General features: G+C 67.3%; 14 protein-coding genes and 1 pseudogene. 4 read left to right on the top strand and 11 right to left on the bottom strand.

Annotated elements, in window-relative coordinates; genetic code table 11:
- Positions 1-8 precede the first annotated feature (8 nt).
- Entirely contained in the window at positions 9-1,724 is a 1,716-nt protein-coding gene (locus tag ACOOE8_RS15380) for an AMP-binding protein (RefSeq protein WP_420392307.1), read from the top strand.
- Positions 1,724-5,074 carry a carboxyl transferase domain-containing protein gene (locus ACOOE8_RS15375; protein ID WP_420392306.1) on the top strand — a complete coding sequence of 1,117 codons (3,351 nt, stop codon included), beginning with the start codon at positions 1,724-1,726 and terminating at the stop codon, positions 5,072-5,074. The genes ACOOE8_RS15380 and ACOOE8_RS15375 overlap by 1 nt, the downstream gene beginning before the upstream one ends.
- Positions 5,075-5,112: 38 nt before the next feature.
- On the opposite strand, the gene ACOOE8_RS15370 is transcribed toward ACOOE8_RS15375, so the two are convergent.
- From ACOOE8_RS15370 to ACOOE8_RS15350, 5 genes are all read right to left on the bottom strand, one after another.
- Positions 5,113-5,799: an MBL fold metallo-hydrolase gene (locus tag ACOOE8_RS15370; RefSeq protein ID WP_420392305.1), complete on the bottom strand. Its 687-nt coding sequence runs from the start codon at positions 5,797-5,799 to the stop codon at positions 5,113-5,115.
- A 31-nt stretch (positions 5,800-5,830) separates the two neighbouring features.
- Positions 5,831-7,126: a TRAP transporter large permease gene (locus ACOOE8_RS15365; protein ID WP_420392304.1), complete on the bottom strand. Its 1,296-nt coding sequence runs from the start codon at positions 7,124-7,126 to the stop codon at positions 5,831-5,833.
- A gap of 40 nt (positions 7,127-7,166) precedes the next feature.
- The gene (locus ACOOE8_RS15360; RefSeq protein WP_420392303.1) at positions 7,167-7,667 is read right to left on the bottom strand and encodes a TRAP transporter small permease; all 501 of its coding nucleotides are present in this window, start codon (positions 7,665-7,667) and stop codon (positions 7,167-7,169) included.
- A 24-nt stretch (positions 7,668-7,691) separates the two neighbouring features.
- The gene (locus ACOOE8_RS15355) at positions 7,692-8,756 is read right to left on the bottom strand and encodes a TRAP transporter substrate-binding protein (RefSeq protein WP_420394727.1); all 1,065 of its coding nucleotides are present in this window, start codon (positions 8,754-8,756) and stop codon (positions 7,692-7,694) included.
- A 295-nt stretch (positions 8,757-9,051) separates the two neighbouring features.
- Positions 9,052-9,528, bottom strand: coding sequence for a RidA family protein (locus tag ACOOE8_RS15350; RefSeq protein WP_420392302.1), 477 nt, complete (start codon positions 9,526-9,528; stop codon positions 9,052-9,054).
- Between the two features lie 205 nt (positions 9,529-9,733).
- Here ACOOE8_RS15350 and ACOOE8_RS15345 point away from each other — a divergent pair, with 205 nt between their 5' ends.
- A complete protein-coding gene (locus tag ACOOE8_RS15345; RefSeq protein WP_420392301.1) occupies positions 9,734-11,725 on the top strand; it encodes an FAD-dependent oxidoreductase in 1,992 nt (663 codons plus the stop codon).
- 41 nt (positions 11,726-11,766) lie between these two features.
- Positions 11,767-12,189 carry a GlcG/HbpS family heme-binding protein gene (locus ACOOE8_RS15340; RefSeq protein ID WP_420392300.1) on the top strand — a complete coding sequence of 141 codons (423 nt, stop codon included), beginning with the start codon at positions 11,767-11,769 and terminating at the stop codon, positions 12,187-12,189.
- A 23-nt stretch (positions 12,190-12,212) separates the two neighbouring features.
- On the opposite strand, the gene ACOOE8_RS15335 is transcribed toward ACOOE8_RS15340, so the two are convergent.
- The 6 genes and pseudogenes from ACOOE8_RS15335 to ACOOE8_RS15310 all read right to left on the bottom strand — a co-directional run bounded on the left by ACOOE8_RS15335 (position 12,213) and on the right by ACOOE8_RS15310 (position 17,626).
- Positions 12,213-13,703 (bottom strand): tripartite tricarboxylate transporter permease, encoded by a 1,491-nt coding sequence (locus ACOOE8_RS15335; RefSeq protein WP_420392299.1) that lies wholly within the window; start codon positions 13,701-13,703, stop codon positions 12,213-12,215.
- 3 nt (positions 13,704-13,706) lie between these two features.
- On the bottom strand, positions 13,707-14,168 hold the full coding sequence (locus tag ACOOE8_RS15330; RefSeq protein ID WP_420392298.1) for a hypothetical protein: 462 nt from the start codon (positions 14,166-14,168) through the stop codon (positions 13,707-13,709).
- 99 nt (positions 14,169-14,267) lie between these two features.
- Positions 14,268-15,278 carry a Bug family tripartite tricarboxylate transporter substrate binding protein gene (locus ACOOE8_RS15325; protein ID WP_420392297.1) on the bottom strand — a complete coding sequence of 337 codons (1,011 nt, stop codon included), beginning with the start codon at positions 15,276-15,278 and terminating at the stop codon, positions 14,268-14,270.
- Positions 15,279-15,832: 554 nt separating this feature from the next.
- Entirely contained in the window at positions 15,833-16,234 is a 402-nt protein-coding gene (locus tag ACOOE8_RS15320) for an oligopeptide/dipeptide ABC transporter ATP-binding protein (protein ID WP_420394726.1), read from the bottom strand.
- Positions 16,235-16,415: 181 nt separating this feature from the next.
- Positions 16,416-17,258 (bottom strand): annotated as a pseudogene (locus ACOOE8_RS15315) (ABC transporter substrate-binding protein); the annotation flags it as partial.
- The gene (locus ACOOE8_RS15310) at positions 17,258-17,626 is read right to left on the bottom strand and encodes a hypothetical protein (RefSeq protein WP_420392296.1); all 369 of its coding nucleotides are present in this window, start codon (positions 17,624-17,626) and stop codon (positions 17,258-17,260) included. The gene ACOOE8_RS15310 and the pseudogene ACOOE8_RS15315, both read right to left, overlap by 1 nt.
- Positions 17,627-17,679 lie beyond the last annotated feature (53 nt).

The following is a 17,679-nucleotide window of genomic DNA, read 5'->3' as shown; positions in this document are numbered from 1 at the left end:
TGAGACGCATGATCGAGACCATCGACCGGCACGTCACCGAGGCGGACTACGTCGCGGACGTCCGCGCGCTGCAGCAGAAGGTGTGGCCGACGAACGTGCCGCGTGAGCCGCGCTACCCGTTCGGCGAGGTTGCGATAACCAGCTACCTGCGGCGCTGGGCCCGCGAGAGGCCGGATGCGACCGCCTACATCTTCTACGGCCGCGAGATCACCTTTGCCGAACTGGACGACATGAGCGACCGCGTGGCGGCGTTGTTGCAGCGCGACGGGGCTGGGCCGGGCGACCGCGTGGCGGTCTACCTTGGCAACTGCCCGCAGTTCGTGGCGATCTTCTTCGGCATCCTGCGCGCGGGCGCGGTGCACGTGCCGGTCAATCCGATGTTCAAGGAGCATGAGCTGGCGTACGAGCTCAACGACAGCGGCGCGACGATCATCATCGCCGACCATGCGCTGATGCCGATGGTGCGCGCCGTCGAGGGCGAGACCGCACTCGGAGCTGTCTACGGCACGGCCATCGCCGCGCTCGTCCCGCAGGCGCCGTCCTTCCCGGTGCCCGCGGCCATCGAGTCGAGCGCGCGCACCTCGGACGCAACGGACCTTCTCGCCGCCCTCTCCGAGGTGGGCGAGCCTGCGCCGGTGGAGCTCGAGCTCGATGCGGTCGCGGCGCTGAACTACACGGGCGGCACCACCGGCATGCCGAAGGGCTGCGTCCACACCCAGCGGGACATGATCTACACCTGCGCCACCACCGTGGGCGTTGGGCTGACGCTGGGTCCGGGTGACGTCCTGATCAACTTTCACCCGCTGTTCTGGATCGCGGGTGAGGACCTCGGTCTCCTGTTTCCGGTCTTTTCCGGCGCCACCTGCATCCTCCTCGCCCGTTGGGACGCGGTGGGCTTCATGGCCGCGGTGGACCGCTACAGGGCGAACCGGGTCGTGATGCTCGTGGACAACGCGGTCGAGGTCATGGACCACGTCCGCAGCGAAGCGTTCGACCTCTCCTCCATCGAGACGACCCGCGTGTCATCGTTCGTGAAGAAGCTGAACCTGGAGTACCGCAACCGCTGGCGGACGCTCACCGGGTCGACGATGGTCGAGGCCTCGTACGGGATGACCGAGACGCACACCTGCGACACGTTCACCACCGGCTTCCAAGCCGAGGACTACGACCTCACGCTGCAGCCGATCTTCGTGGGTCTTCCCGTCCCCGGCACGGACATCAAGATCTGCGACTTCGAGACCGGCGCGCTGCAGCGTCTCGGCGAAGAGGGCGAGCTGTGCATTCGCTCGCCGTCCAACCTCAAGTCCTACTGGAACAAGCCCGACGCGACCACGGAAGCGATCCGGGACGGCTGGCTCCACACCGGCGACATCGGCGTCATTGACGAGTCGGGGCTCGTCCACTTTCTCGGCCGCCGCAAGGAGATGCTCAAGGTGAAGGGAATGTCCGTCTTCCCGGCAGAGATCGAGGCCCTGCTCGGCCGCCATCCGGTGATCCTAGGCTCTGGCGTCATCGGCCGCGAGGACGCTGACCGCGGTCAGGTGCCGGTGGCGTTCGTCGTCGTGGACCCGGCGAAGCGGGACGAGGTCACGGCTGAAGCGCTCGACGCCTGGTGTCGCGAAGCGATGGCCGTCTACAAGCGGCCGGAGATCCGCATCGTCGACGCGCTGCCGATGACCGCCACCGGCAAGGTCAAGAAGCACGAGCTGACAGCGTTCCTTTGATGAGGGCTCTCCTGATCGCGAACCGTGGCGAGATCGCGGTGCGCATCGCCGCGGCCGCTAGGGACCTCGGGATTCGCACCGTCGCCATCCACACGGAGGACGACGCGGCGAGCCTCCACGTCCGCCGTGCGGATGCGGCCGTCACCCTCCCAGGCATCGGGGCAGCCGGGTACCTCGACATCGCTGCGGTGATTGCTGCTGCGCAGCAGGCGGAGTGCGACGCCGTCCACCCCGGCTACGGCTTCCTCTCCGAGCGGGCGGACTTCGCGCGAGCCTGCGCGGACGCCGGCCTCACATTCGTCGGCCCGACGCCGGAACAGATCGACCTCTTCGGCGACAAGGCCCGCGCGCGAGCCGCTGCCGCCGCGGCGGACGTGCCCGTGAGCCCCGGCGTCGATCGCATCGTGACGCCGGACGAGGCGCGCGCGTTCTTCGCCACGCTGGCTCCGGGTGGCGCCATGATGATCAAGGCCCTCGCGGGTGGCGGCGGGCGTGGCACAAGGGCGGTCTTCGCGCCGGAGGCCATCGCCGAGGCGTTCGAGCGCTGCGCCTCCGAGGCGAAGACCGCGTTCGGCTCCGGGGCGCTTTACGCGGAGGCTTTCATCCCCCGCGCGCGGCACATCGAGGTTCAGATCGTCGGTGACGGCGAGGGCGCCGTCGCCCAATTCGGCGAGCGCGAGTGCAGCGCCCAGCGTCGCTACCAGAAGGTTGTCGAGGTCGCTCCCGCTCCCGCCCTCGACGACGCGCTGCGGCAGGAGATCATTGGAGCGGCGGTCCGCCTTGCCTCCAGCGTGTCCTACCGGAACCTTGGGACGTTCGAGTTCCTGGTCGACGCCGCACACGCGGGCAACGCGCCGTTCGTCTTCATCGAGGCGAACGCGCGCCTGCAGGTGGAACATACCGTCACCGAGGCGGTGACCGGCATCGACCTCGTGGCGACGCAACTGCAGATCGCGGACGGCGCCTCGCTCGAGGCGCTCGGGCTCAGCGATCCCGAAGTCGCCAAGCCCAAGGGCGTCGCCATCCAGGCTCGCGTCAACATGGAGACCATCGGGCCGGATGGCTCGGTCCAGCCCAGCGCTGGGACCATCACCGCGTACGAGCCGCCGAGCGGACCCGGCATCCGTGTCGACGGTTTCGGGTACGCTGGCTACCGCACCAGTGCGCTCTACGACAGCCTTCTTGCCAAGGTGATCGCGCACACCCCGCGTGCCGACCACGCCGCCGCCGCCGCCCGCACCGCCAGGGCGCTAGGCGAGTTCCGGCTGGAGGGGGTGCGGACCAACATCGGCTTCCTGCGCCGCATCCTAAACCATCCGCACTTCGTGGACGGGAAGATCCACACCCGATGGATCGATGAAGAGATCGCCACCCTGGCGCCCGCCGCGAACGAGCCGAAGAGCAGCGCGGCGGAGGAAGGCTTCGCGGGTGCGCGCGTCGACAACCGCGATCCGCTCGCCCTCTTCCGGCACGACGCCGAGGTGAAGGCCCTTGCGGAGGTTGAGGCGCAGGCGCCGGAGGGCACCGTCGGCCTTTCCTCGCCCATCCAAGGCACCATCGTTTCCATCGACGTCGCCGAGGGTGACGGGCTCGTAGCGGGGCAGCAGGTCGCCGTCGTCGAGGCCATGAAGATGGAGCACGTCATTCGCGCCGACCGCTCAGGCATCGTCCGCGAGGTCACCATGAACGCCGGCGACGTCGTGCGCGAAGGCTGGCCCATCGTCCTTCTCGAGGAGGCCGAGCTTGCCGCGTCCGGCGACGCTGCCGTCGCCGATGAGATCGACCTCGATCACATCCGCCCTGACCTTCAGGAAGTCCTCGACCGCCACGCCTTCGTGCTCGACGAGAACCGGCAGGAGGCCGTCGCCAAGCGACATGCGAAGGGCTTCAGGACACTGCGCGAGAACATCGCCCATCTCGTCGACGAGGGCTCGCTCAACGAGTACTGGCCGCTGGTGGTCGCCCACCGTCACCAGAAGCACGACATGGAGATGCTGCGGCGCACCACCCCGGCGGACGGCGTGGTGGCCGGCACGTGCTCGATCAACGGCGATGTGTTCCCCGACGAGCGGTCCCGGGCGATGGTCGTCGGCTACGACTACACGGTGCTCGCCGGCACGCAGGGGCGGCGCAACCACTACAAGCAGGACCGGATGTTCGAGCTGGCGCACCGGTCCCGCCTACCGCTGGTCCTCTTCTCCGAAGGCGGCGGCGGCCGCCCGGGCGACGACGACACCGGCCCGCGCGTCGCCTTCGACACCAGCACCTTCACCAGCTTCTCGAAGCTCTCCGGCCTTGTCCCACTCGTGGGGGTCAACAACGGGCGCTGCTTCGCCGGCAACACTGCGCTGCTCGCGTGCTGCGACGTCATCATCGCCACCAAGGCGTCCACCATCGCAATGGGCGGCCCAGCGATGATCGAGGGCGGCGGCCTCGGCGTCTACACGCCCGAGGAGGTCGGGCCGATGTCCTTCCAGGTGCCCAACGGTGTCGTCGACATCCTCGTGGACGACGAGGAGGAGGCCGTCGTCACCGCGAAGCGGTACCTGTCGTACTTTCAGGGCGTGCTGCCGACGTGGGAGACGAGCGATCAGCGCGGCCTGCGCCACGTCGTCCCGGAGAAGCGCACGCGGCTCTACGACATGCGCGAGGTGGTCCGTACCCTTGCCGACAAGGACAGCGTGCTCGAAGTCCGCGAGAAGTTCGCCATCGGCATCATCACCTGCTTCGCGCGGATCGAGGGGCGCCCTGTCGGGGTGATCGCCAACAACCCGCACCACCTCGCAGGCGCGATCGACTCGGACGGGGCGGACAAGGGGGCGCGGTTCCTGCAGTTGTGCGACGCGTTTGACATCCCGGTGGTCAGCCTCATCGACTGCCCGGGCATCATGGTCGGTCCCGACCACGAGCGCACAGCGCTGGTGCGCCATGCAACGCGCATGTTCAACACGGGCGCCAACATGACGACGCCACTCTTCAGCGTGATCGTGCGCAAGGCCTACGGCCTCGGCGTGCAGGCGATGTGCGGTGCGGGTGCCCTCGTCGGTTTCTGCACCATCGCTTGGCCGACCGCGGAGTTCGCAGGCATGAACATCGAAGGCGCAGTGAAGCTCGGCTACCGCCACGAGCTCGCCGCCATCGACAACCTGGAGGAGCGGCGCGCCGAGTTCGACCGGCGTGTCACCGGGGCCTACGAGACCGCCAGGGCTGTGAACGCCGGCGTCGGCGGTGGCCTCGACGACGTGATCGACCCTGCCGACACGAGACGGTGGATCGCGAACAGCCTACGCCGCCTTCCCCCAATACCGGAACGGACCGGCAAGAAGCATCCCTACATCGACACTTGGTAAGCGGCAGAAGGGGGTTTCACCACCCCAAGCTTCGGTCGTCAGCGCAGGCGCAGGTTCATCTCCGCAGGCCTGTCCCAGGTCCAAGTGTCTCCTGAGCGGTAGAGCTCACAGAAGTGGCCAGGGATGAGCCTATCGCCCAAGGTGAGGAGGTGGCGGATCGTCTCAGTGGCACGCTCGGGCGTATCGAAGGCATCGTTCACGCGCTGGGCGAAAACCTCTTTTGGGAACTTCACCGCATCCTGCGCCACCACGGTCTTGCCGCCCTCCGTGTCCAGGACGAGCGCGACGCAGCCCGGCGTGTGGCCCGGCGCCGGCAGGTAGCGCACGCCAGGCGCAAGCTCCCCGGCCCCTTCCAGGAAGTGCGTACGGTACTTGTCCACCTGCTCACGCACCATGAAGGGCACGAACGGATCGTCCGGGTGCGGATCGGCGGCGTAGTCGTACTCCGCGCGGCTCACGAACACCTCTGTGGAGGTAGGGAACTTGTGCAGGTTGAGGACGTGGTCACAGTGCAGATGGGACAGGAAGATCCGCGTCACGTCCGCAGGCTTCATGCCGCGCTCGGCGAGCGCGCGCTCCAGACCCTGCCAATTCACGCTGTGGCCGACGTCCACCAGGATGGGCCCGGTGTCGGTGTGGATCAGCGTGAGGTTCGTGAGGCCGATGTAGCCGACGTCGAGCATGACGCTCGAGCCTTCCACGAGGATGTCGTAGCTCACGGCCATCGCGTGTCTCCAAGTTGGGTGGATGCCCCGTTCAGCGCATCATGAGGTCGGGTAGCCACAGGACGAGCTCCGGGAAGGCGACGATGAGCGCCGTCGCGCCGAGCAGCGTGATGAAGAAGGGCAACGCCGCCACCGAGATGAACAAGATGTCGCGCCCGGAAATCTGTTGGATGACGAACAGGTTGAACCCGATGGGCGGGGTGATCAGCGCCATCTCGATGATGATGACGAGATAGATGCCGAACCAGATCAAGTCGAAACCCATCTGAGAGACCACGGGCACGAAGATCGCTGCCGACAACACCATGATGGAGATGCCTTCAAGGACGCAGCCGAGGAGAAGGTAGATCGCCGTCAGCACCGCCATGAAGACGTAAGGATTGAGCTCGAGGCCGGCGATGGCTGTGGCAAGGGTGAGGGGGATGCCGGTGTAGTTGAACATTACCGTGAGCACGGTCGCTCCGCCGACGATGAAGCCGATCATGCAAGTGGTCCGCGCTGCCCCCATAAGGCTTTCGGTGAAGGTCTTGATGGTGAGCGATCGGCCCGCCAGCGACAGGACGAGGGCGCCGAGCACGCCGACGGCGGCCGATTCTGTGGGAGTGGCCCATCCGGCGTAGATCGAGCCGATGACCGCCACCATCAGCCCTAGGACCGGCAGCAGCAGGAGGAGCGCCTTGCCCTTCTGGCGCCAGGTGTAGGTGTCCTCCTCCTCAGGCATGTCGGGGCGCAGCTTCGACCAGACGGCGGTGAGGATCATGAAGGCGGTCAAGATGATTGCAGCGGGGACGAGGCCTGCGATGAACAGGCGCGCGATGGAGACTTCCGCACCGACGCCGTAGACGATGAGGGGCACCGAAGGCGGGATGAGGAAGCCGAGGGTGGCGGCCCCGGCGAGCGTGGCGCACGACAGGCGGTCGGGATAGCCGCGCTCGCGCAGTTCGGGCAGCGCGATCTTGCCGATGGTGGCCGCGGTGACCGCGGAGGAGCCCGACACGGCGGCAAAGATGCCCGAGCCCACGTTGTTGACGTGGAGCAGCCCGCCCGGCAGGCGGTTCACCCAGGGGGTGAGGCCGCGGAACATGTCGTCGGACAGGCGCGTGCGGTACAAGATCTCGCCCATCCAGATGAAGAGCGGCAGCGCGGCCAGGGTCCAGATGGTGGTGGCGCCCCAGATGGCGGTGGAGACCACCGGGCCGATGGGTGCGCTCGACAGGAAGTAGAGCCCGACGATGCCGACGATGATGAGGGTGATCGCGACCCCCACACCGAGCCCCAAAAGGAGAAACAGGAGGGCGCACAGGCCGAGGGCCTGAACGATTTCCATCAGCGGTCTCCGGACCGCTTGTGGGGCGGCGCTTGTGTCGTCACGAGCCCGATGGGGAGTGCGGCGCGTAGGTGATGATGGTGCGCGTGAAAAGCATCCTGACGAGCTCTTCCAGGAAGCGCACGGCGAGGAGCACGATCCCCACCGTCATCGCGCTCTGCGGGATCCAGATGGGGATGCCGACGAGACCGGCGGAGCGGTCGCCGAAGTCCCACGAGTCGTAGGCCAGGATCGCGAGGCGCCACGCGATGTAGAAGGCCACCGCGGCGCCTGTCACGCGGAAGGCGACCTCCAGCACGTAGCGCAGGCGCTCCGCCAACTTGTCGAGCACGAGGGTGATGCGGATCTGCTCGCCCGCACGCATGGTGGCGGGCATCGCCAGGAAGATGGTGGCCCCGAGAAGAAAGCCCGCGATCTCCGGCACCGCGGGCACGAGGACACCGGCGAGCCGCCCGCCCACCTGAAGGAGGACGAGCACCGTGGTGAGGAAGACGCATACCCCCGCCAGCACCAGGCCGGCGGTGTATACGGCGTTGAGCAAGCGCACCATGAGCCGGCCGGCGAACTACTCGGCCGTGCGCTCGCGAAACTCCGACACGATCGCCTCGCCGGTGGGGCCGACGGCCTCGATCCAGTCCTCGATGATGACCTTGGTGGCTTCCTGCGCGGCGGCGACGAAGGCGGGATGGCCGCTCACCACCGCCATGCCGTTGTCCTCAAGAGTCTTCATCTCCGAAACGTGGGCATCCTCGCTCATTTGAAGGCCGCGCTCGGCCGCGCGCGCGGCGGCGTCCGTGACCACGTGTTGGAGGTCCTCGGGCAGGCGCTCGAAGGAGCGGATGTTCATGACGATCTGGTCGTAGCCGAACCAGGCCTGCACGTCGTTGAAGACATCTACATAGTCCCATGCCGACGCGCTGGCCCCGAAGGCGGAGGACGTGATCATGGAATCGATCATGCCGGTGGAGAAGGCCTGCGGGACCTCTCCGCCCCCCACCAGCACCGGCTCGGCGCCCATCTGCTCGGCCATGCGCGCGCCGATGGGATTGTAGACGCGGAACTTCAGCCCCTCCATGTCGGTGGCGGCCTTCAGCTCCTTGTTGGCGTAGAATGCCTGGGGCGGCCAGGGCACGGTGTAGAGCGGCATGATGCGGTCCTGGCGCAGCCGCTCGGTGATGGCCGGCAGCGCGATGTCCCACAGGGTCATCGCCTCCTCAAAGCTCTTGGCGAGGTAGGGCAGCGCCTCGACGTTATAAAGTTCTTCCTGGTTGGCGAACTGGGTGAGCTGGAGTTCAGCCATGTCCACCTGGCCCGTGCGCACCGCCTGCATGGCCTCCGAATGGTTGAATAGCGACTGGGCGGGATAAAAGCTGATCTTGATGCGCCCGTCGGAGGAGGTCTCAATGTCCTCGATGAATTGGCGGATGTTTTGGACGTGGAACAGCGCGTCGGGATAGGGGCCGGCGAAGGTGAGTTCGATCTCCTGCGCCTGCGACGAGCTCGGCGCGCCGGCAAGGGCGAGGGCGCCCATCGACGCGATGGCGCCGTGTCGCACGCGTGCCAACGGGGCGTGCCAGGACCGGATCGTGTCGCAGCGCTGCAGATCGCCGTTCGTGACGGGCGTTGTCATCACGCAATTCCTCCCTTGGGCGGCCCGTGCGGCCGTCTGTCTTGGGCACAGGCTAGCCGGTTTTCACCCTGGACGGAAAGCGTGGGGGGCAGATGGGCACCGGTCACAGCCGGTCGCCGGGGCGCTCCCCGATCGCAAGAGGGAGCCCCGGTGCGCCGCGTTTGTCGCATCGCATCAGAACTCAAACATGCCAGCTCGGAGACCAGTTAAGGTCGGGTACCGGGTACCCAATGCCGGGCCTTCGGTCCGCAGTACGCGCCGACGTGCCGGACCGTCTTCATTGGTTTCGACGACCCTAGCGGACCCCTCCGGCTTCCTGGAAGAGCGCCTCCACCTCGACCGGGATGTCGGCGTAGAGCTCCGCGACACCGATCGCTGAGCGGACGTGCCGCCCGTTCTCGCCGAAGATCTCGACCATGAGGTCCGAGAAACCGTGAAGGACCTCGGAAGGGCGGTTGAAGCCTGGCGCGCAATTGATGAAGCCGACGACGCGCACGACGCGAGTGACACGGTCGAGCGAGCCCAGGTAGTGCCGCAGTGTTGATAGGCAGCAAAGGCCCGTCAGCCGGGCCGCGGCGTAACCCTCCTCGATCGTGAGGTCCCGGCCGAGCTTGCCCGACACCAAGGGCACGTTCTTGCGGCCAAGCGGCCCGTGACCGCTCATGTAGATGTGACCGCCCGAGCGCAGCGCCCGTACCCTGTTCGCCTCGTCGTCAAAAGGTGGCGGGAGCTTTTCCTTCAAGGCGGCAAGGCGGGCTTCAGGGGACGTCATGGACCTGAGCTCCGGGTTGGCGCGGAAACGACAGGATGACATGCTCGCGCAAGCGCGCAAACGCGCATCCCCACGATAGTCGAAGTTGGGCCGTTCATGGTCGGTGCCTTGTGGCAGCGTGCGTTATCGGGTGCAGTCTCTTCGACGCACTTTAATCGAACAGCGATGCGCTGGAACTCGTCGCCGACGAAAGGGGACGGATGGGATGAGCGGGGATGCAAGGAAGGGCGAGCGGGGCTCGTCGCCGTTTCCGCACTTGTTCGCGCCCATCGACCTCGGCCCGGGTCGCTCGAAGAACCGCGTCATGCGGGTCGCCACAACCTCGAACCTTGCCGAGCGTAGCCGCGCTAGAGGGCGCATGCGCGCCTTCTATCGCCGCGTCGCGATGGGCGGGGCTGGCGTCATCGTGAGCGAGGCGGTGCGGCTCCATCCCGCGGACGCGGTTGTGCCGAGCGCCATCCCACTCTTCGACCCTGGCGTCATCCCCGGGATGCGAAAGATCTCCAGCGCGATCCACGACGCTGGCGCGCTCTTCATCGTCCAGCTCAACCATGGTGGCCGCCAGCATCTCGGTCGTCGCGTCGGCACCTTGCTCGCACCGTCGGACCTCCCGTGCCCGCGCAGCGGTGGCACACCTCACGCGATGACGACCCGCGAAGTCGAGGAGATGGTCGAGTTCTTCATCAGCGCCGCCATCAACGCACGCGATGCGCACGCGGACGGCGTGGAGATCCACGGCGCGCAGGGCCACCTCATCGGCCAGTTTGTCTCGCCGTACAGCAACCGTCGCGAGGACCGATATGGCGGCTCGTTCGAAAACCGCATGCGCTTTCCGCTCGAGATCCTCCGTGGCGTACGCCAACGCCTCGGCCCATCGAGCATCGTCGGCTACAGGTTAGGCGTTGAGGAGTTCACGAAGGGCGGCCTTACGATCGACGACACCTGTGAGGTTGCCGCACTTCTCGTCGATGAAGGACTCGTCGACTACATTTCCCTCAGTCAGGGAAACTTCAACACCATCGAGACGCATCTCCCGGACCGCCACTATCCACAGCTCGTCTATCGCGACATCCAAAGGCGCATCAAGGCGGCGGTCGGCGACATGATCGTCATCCAGAGCACGCGCATCCAGACGCCGGGTCAGGCCGAGGAGGTGATCGCATCTGGCGACGGCGACATGGTGGGCCTTTGTCGCGCGCTGATCGTCGACCCCGACTGGCCGGTGAAGGCGCAGTCCGGGCGCGCCGGTGAGATCCGCAGATGCATCGCATGCAACCAGTGCTGGGACTGGATCTCGGGCGGGGAGCCGATCGCCTGTGCGACGAACCCGACGACCGGCCGAGAGCATCTCTTCCGCCACACCATGCGTGTGGACCCCGGCACCGTCGTTGTCGTCGGCGGCGGTCCGGCGGGCCTCGAAGCGGCGCGCGTCAGCGCGGAGCGCGGCTACAGGACCGTACTCTTCGAGCGTGAGGACACGCTCGGTGGCAAGTTCGTACACGCGCCACTCTTCCCTTCGAGCGGCGAGCTCGCTCACGTGATCGACTGGCTCGTGCCGGCGGCCCGTCGCACCGGTGTCGACGTGCGCCTTGGGGTCGCTGCGGACGTCGATGCGGTCCTGGCCGAACAGCCCCACGCCGCGATCGTAGCGGCAGGGGCCACACCCTTCGCACCGGAGGTGCCGTCGGACGGCACCGTGCCCGTCCTCGCGCCCGTGCGACCGAAGGACATCGCCGCCATCCCCGAGGGAGGCAGCTGCATACTCATGATGGACGAGGACGGATACTTCTGGAGCGCGACCGTCGCCGAGGCTGCGCTCGACGTGGCGAAGAGGAGCGGACGCAAGCTCGTCATCGCGACACGGTTCTTCGAGGTCCTCCGCGAGCTGCCCATGGTCTCGCGTATCGCAGCGCTCCGCCTCCTCGACGCAGGCGGCACGTCGCTCATGACTTCGATGTCGGTCGATCGGATCGAGAACGGTGCCGTCGTCCTCAGCCATTATCTGTCCGGGCGAGAGGTAGTCCTACCGGACGTCACCGCCGTGTTCTGGGTCGGCCGGCAATCCGCCCGGGGCGAGCTGTTCGGCGCGCTGAAGGCTGCTGGGCTCGACCGGACGTGCATCGTGGGCGACGCCTTCGCGCCGCGCCGGCTGCCGGTTGCACTCCTCGAGGGGCACGCCGTCGCGCGACAGATCTGACACACCCATCGACCGCAGCACCCGACAAAGGAGGGAGCCCTGTGAGCCTTAAAAAGCGCTCGATCGACGCAAAGACTGCGCGCGTCGTCATCGACGCCTGCGTTGCCCGATCGAAGGAGCTCGACAAGAAGATGAGCATTGCCATCACCGACGAGGCGGGACACCTGCGCGCCTTCAACGCGATGGATGGGGCGGCCCACCTGTCGATCGAGCTTGCGCAGAACAAGGCGTGGACGGCCTCTTCGTTCGGGATCCCGACGCACGCCTGGTGGGACTTCGTGAAGAACGACCCACCGCTGCTCAACGGCATCGTGCATCATCCGCGCCTCGTCATCTTCGGCGGTGGCTACCCTCTCGTGGAGAAGGGAGAAATGATCGGTGCGCTCGGCGTCAGCGGAGGGCATTATTCCGACGACATGGAAGTGGCGCGCGCGGGGCTTGCGGTGCTTGAGACCCTCGACTGAAGCGATCGTCCTGACGGCGGTCCCTATGGGGGCGTCGAGTCCTGCGGGGACGGCCTGAGCCGTCGAGCCAGTGCAATGGCGAGCACCGCGACGGTGATCGCAAAGATGCCGATCGCGACCGGATGGGTGAGAAGGTCACTCCGCTCGCGGGTGATGCTGGCGAGGATCACGAGGTTCTGTTCGAGAAGGCCGCCAAGTATCAAACCAAGAACCACCGGTAGGATCGGGATCGAGACTGCCGAGAGCGCGAAGGCGAACAGCGTTGCGCCGAACATTACCCAGACGTTGAACAACGAGTTGCCGAGAGCGTAGGTCCCGAAGATAGAAAAGAAGCATACGAGCGCTCCAAGCACGCCCTTCGGCACGCGTAGCGCGACGGCGAAGTAGCGCGCGCCATAGAGCCCGAGCAGGATGATGAAGATGTTCACGAAGATGAAGCCGGTGAAGAAGGCGTAGATGATCGTCGGCTGCTCCATGAACAGCAGCGGTCCTGGCCGCAGACCGTGCAGGATCAGCGCGCCCGCGAAGACAGCGGCGGCGCCGGAGCCAGGGATGCCGAGGGCAAGGAGCGGGATGAGCGATCCGCCGACGTTGGCGTTCATCGAGCATTCCGCAGCGGCGAGGCCCTGACGAGAGCCCTCGCCGAACGCCTCGCCGCCACGGGCGAAGCGCCGCTCCACAGCATGCGCGATGAGCGGCGTGGTCTCAGGTCCGATCGCCGGCAGGATGCCGAGAAACGTGCCGATCACCGAGGAGCGGACGAGCGTCCACACGCGCTTGCCGAGCGTTCGCGCAACCACCGAGATGTGGCTCGCATCGGAGAAGACGACCGCAGGACGGCGCATGTCGAGGATGGCTTCCTTCGCGAGCAACAGCCCCTGCGTCATGCAGAAGAAGCCAATGAGGAGCGCGACGAGGTCGAGCCCACCGAACAGTTGGAAGGCGCCGTAGGTGAACCGGGCTTCTCCCGTGACGGGATCGAGCCCGACCGTCGCGAGCGCGAGCCCGATCGCACAGCCCGCCGCGTTCGCCAAGAGCGGCGTCGGCAACATTACGGAGACGACGACAAGGCTGAAGGTGACGAGGGCAACGAACTCGGCAGGCCCGAACTCGAGCGCGATGCGTGCGAGCGGAGCAGTGGCGAGAAGCATGACCACGGCCGAGAAGAGCCCACCGATGCCGGATGCGACGGCCGCGATCCCGAGCGCCTCGGGCGCCTCGCCGCGTCGCGCCATCGCATGCCCCTCCCAGGCGGTGACGATGGATGCTGGCGTGCCGGGCGTGTTGAGCAGTATCGCTGAGATCGATCCGCCAAAGATCGCGCCCGCATAGACGCCCGACAGCATGATCATGCCTTCCTGGGGCGCCATCAGGAAGGTCACGGGTAGAAGGAGCGCGATGCCGAGCGTGGCGGTGAGCCCGGGGATCGCACCGAACACGATCCCAAGCACGACACCGGAGATGGCAGCGAAGATCCCGGATGGCGACAGGACGAGGAGCGCGCCTTCGATCATGCGTCAACTTCTCAGACGGAACAGCAGACGCTCAAGATACGCCTCAGGGACCGCCTCGGGCACCGCAACATAGAGCACCGTCTTCACCGCTACGGTGAGGAGAACGGCAAACAGGATCGAGCCGAATGCGATCTTCCCCAGCCCCTTCACGCCTGCGAGCGACACGCTGGCGAACACCGCGGCGGCCGTCGCGGCGATGAAGCCGACCGACGACACCAAAGCCACCCACGCGAGCCACACGGCGACGACAAGCGCGAAGCGTAGGTGTTTTGCTGCACCGCCGCGCGACAACAGCACGAGTTCAACGGCCGTTGCGAGCGAGCGGCGACGCGCAACAAGGGAGACCAACGTCGCCATGAGGAGCGCGGCGAGCGTGCAAAGGACCAAGAGCGGGTAGGGACTGCTCGTGCCGGCGAGCGCGAGCGCCTCGGGAGCCAGCGAGAGCGCAGCGGCGTTGAGCGCCACGAGAAGCGCGATCTGAAGCGGGTACACCATGTGTCTGGGGATCGTAGCTGCAGTGGAGGGTCCGGCGGGGGGCACCGCCGGATGATGCGTGGTGCCCGCCTAGTTCGCGAGGCGGCCGGCCTCGCGCAGGAGCTCTTCCATCTGGTTGTGGATCTTCTCGTACGCCTCGGTCGTGCCCTCGATGCCACGTGGCTCGAGGGCGAGGCCGATCTCCGCATAGTCCTCGATGGTCTGCTCGTTCTCGAGCACCTCGACGAAGGCGGCTGCGAGGTAGGCCTTGACGTCGTCGGGAACACCGGCCGGAAGCGCCATGATGCGAGCCGCGCCCCAGGTGTCGCCCGCGACGTTGAGCCCGGCCTGCGAAAGCGGTGGCGTGTCCGGAAGCCCGGCGTAGGGCTTGTTGTCGGTGACCGCGAGCACGTCGAGCTCCCCCGATCGGATGAACTGCTCAGCCTCGGCAAAGAAGGCCGCGTAAAGGTCGATGTCGCCGGAGACGACCGCGTTCGTGGCCGGCTTGCCGCCCTGGTAGGGAACCTTGGTGAACTCGATCCCCTGATCGCGCTCGAGCCATTCGAAGAAGTACTCGATCATCGAGCCTGGGACGACGCCGACCTTGATGTCGCCAGGGCTTGCTCTTGCAGCCTCGATCAGCCCCTCGATGCCGCCCTCGGCAACGTCGGTGCCCGACTTCGCGATGAGTGTGAGCGGCTCGTAGTTCAGGAAGACGAGCGGTTCGAGGTCAGCTGCTTCGTAGGCGCCGCCGCGCACGAGCGCGTCGTTGAAGAAGAAGGAGGGCGCGATGACGGCGACGGTGTAGCCATCCGGCCTCGCCTGTTTGGCGAGGTACGTGTGGCCGACGAGGCCGCCACCGCCGACGCGGTTCTCCACGCGGTATCGGTGGCCGGTGACGGTCTCGGCATTCTTGGCGAACGTTCGCGCGGTCACATCCATTCCACCGCCTGCGGGATAGACGACGACGAGGTTGATCGGCCGCTCCGGATAGCCTTCCGGCTTGTCCTGCGCTTGCGCGAGGCCGATCGCGAAGGCCACGCCGACGAGCGCCGCGATCCCGGTCGCTGCCGACCGATGTCCGGTTCTCCAAATGCCCATGAAACCGTTCCTCCTCCTGTTGTTGGTCTTATCGGCCCGCCATCGACCCACCCACCCGGCAAAGGCGAGAGGTCGTCACGAGGACAGCGGAGCGCCTCATCCGGCGACGACAGAGGAAGTCGGCGCGATGGGACCCAGTGTGTCAACCCGTCGCTCGCGGCGAGGGCTTCGATCACGTGGGCGGTTTGGAGGGACGCTGCGCTTGAACGGTCTTGCCGACCGGTTCGACGGATGGGGGAGCCTTCGTCTTCATCATCGACGTCGAACCAGAGGAGCGCTGAAACGTCGAAGTCCGGCCGCAGCTGGCGGACCGCCCTCGGCGGCCCCTCATCGGTCCGTCGGTCGTGTGGTCGCAGCAACGTCCGGCGGACGGAGGTAGGGCGGCACGACCGCGCCCCGATCGCGTTTGCGACCCTCTTGGCCGCGCCCTACGGGTCGCTGAGTTGCCTCAACCCAAGCATGGCGACCCTGGGGGCAGCGCATCGTTCAAGATGGCATCGCGGTGCGCCTTGGGACGACTTCAAGGCCGCCGGTCGGCAACCAAACCGAGCGAGCTAATCCCTTGCGGCTTGGCGAGGACGTTGCGGCGCCGGCGAAGCGGGTCGCACTGGCGACGGTGAGCGCATGGATGTCCGCGTCGCGGTCGCTGCAGCGCCGTGCGCGTCCTGCAGCGGGAAGTGGCATGCAACGTGATGGCCCGCCGCGTGGGCAACGAGCAGCGGCACCTCCTCGACGCACCTCGGTTGTGCCTTGAAGCATCGGGTGCGGAACGCGCACCCCGACGGGGGATCGAGCGCGCTCGGCAGGTCGCCGTGCAGCACGATGCGCCGGCGCGAGCGCTCGCGCACCGGATCTGGGACCGGCACTGCCGAGAGGAGTGCAGCCGTGCAGGGGTGCCGCGGCGCGGCGAACAGCGCCTCGGTCACGCCGAGCTCGACGATGCGGCCAAGGTACATCACCGCCACGCGGTCGGACACGTGACGCACCACGGCGAGGTCGTGCGCGATGAAGACGTAGGTCAGGCGCTGCGACGTCTTGAGCGAGGCGAGCAGGTTGATGACGCCGGCCTGGATCGAGGACGTCCAGCGCAGAGACCGGCTTGTCCAGCACGACGAGCTCCGGCGCCACGGCAAGCGCACGAGCGATGCCGACCCGCTGGGGTTGACCGCCGGAGAGCTCGTGCGGGAAGGCGCCGGCGTAACCCCTCGTCGAGCTGGACCAACCTGAGAAGCTCGGCGATCCGCTCGCGACGCCTCCGGGCTGGCATCCCAGCGAGCCGCAAGGGCTCGTCGAGGAGCTGTGACCCGCGCATGCGCGGGTCCCCTCGGTGCCGGGGAAGCCCGTCGGCACGGGCGCGGCGATGAGGTCCGCCGCGCCGCCCAGGGTGAACTCCAGCACCCCCTCATAGTCGATGGCGAGCGCGATCGCCTCGCGCACCCTGGGCGTGAGTTCGACCTCGAGCCCCTCCGCGCCGGGCGAGAGCGCGACGTAGATGAAGTTGAACGAGGGGACGAGCTCGGTGGTGACCCCCTCCGCTGCGACGCGCTCTGCGGTGTCGGGGTCGACCTGCATGGCGATGTCGGCGGCGCCCGACTGCAGCATCTGCTGCGAGACCGCGTCCTGTGCCTCGCGCATCACCGCCGTGGCGATCGCGGGGGGCTCGCGCCAGTAGTTCGGGTTGGCGGTGAGGCGCAGCTCGTCGTCCGGCGCGTAGCGATCGGGCACGTAGGCGCCGCTGCCGGCCGAGGTCTTTAGGAAGAAGGGCTCGGCGGTGTCGCCGCCCTCGGCGGTCGCGCTCGCGCCGGCCGCCTCGGCGACCTCTGCGTTGATGATCGCCATGTAGGGGGCGGAGACCTTGCCGAGGAACTCCGGGTCCGGCGCCGACAGGCGGACCACGACGGTCCTTGCGTCGGGCGCCTCCACCGCCTCGATGCCCTCGGCGAGGAAGGAGGCGCCGGCGTTGAGCGTCTTCAGCCGCATCAAACTGAAGGCCACGTCCCCGGCCTCCACCGGCGAGCCGTCGCTGAACACCGCGTCGGGGTGAGTTTGATGGTGTAGGTCAGCCCGTCGTCCGAGATCGTCCAGTCGGTGGCAAGGCGCGGCTCGATGGTCTCGTTGTCATCGCCGACGCGCACCAGCTGGTCGTAGGCGGCGGTGAGGTAGATCTGGCACGTGTCGCACCACGAGCGGCTCGGGTCGAGCATGTTGAAGTCGGTGTCGCGGGCGATGACGACGGTGTCGTCCTGCGCCGCTGCGCCGCTCGCGAGGGCCGTCGCGCCCATGAACCCGGCGACCAGCGCGGCCCGCACAGCATCGATGCCAGCCCTAGCGATGGTGGCTCGTGTCATGACAGCCCTGCCTTCGTGATTGTTGGCGTCGGCGTCGAGCCGGGCGCTCGATC

Origin of the sequence: Acuticoccus sp., from assembly GCF_965213555.1 — a bacterium.
Taxonomy (GTDB): domain Bacteria; phylum Pseudomonadota; class Alphaproteobacteria; order Rhizobiales; family Amorphaceae; genus Acuticoccus.
The sequence above is the reverse complement of the archived record's forward strand: the minus strand, read 5'-3'. Positions and strand labels throughout refer to the sequence as shown.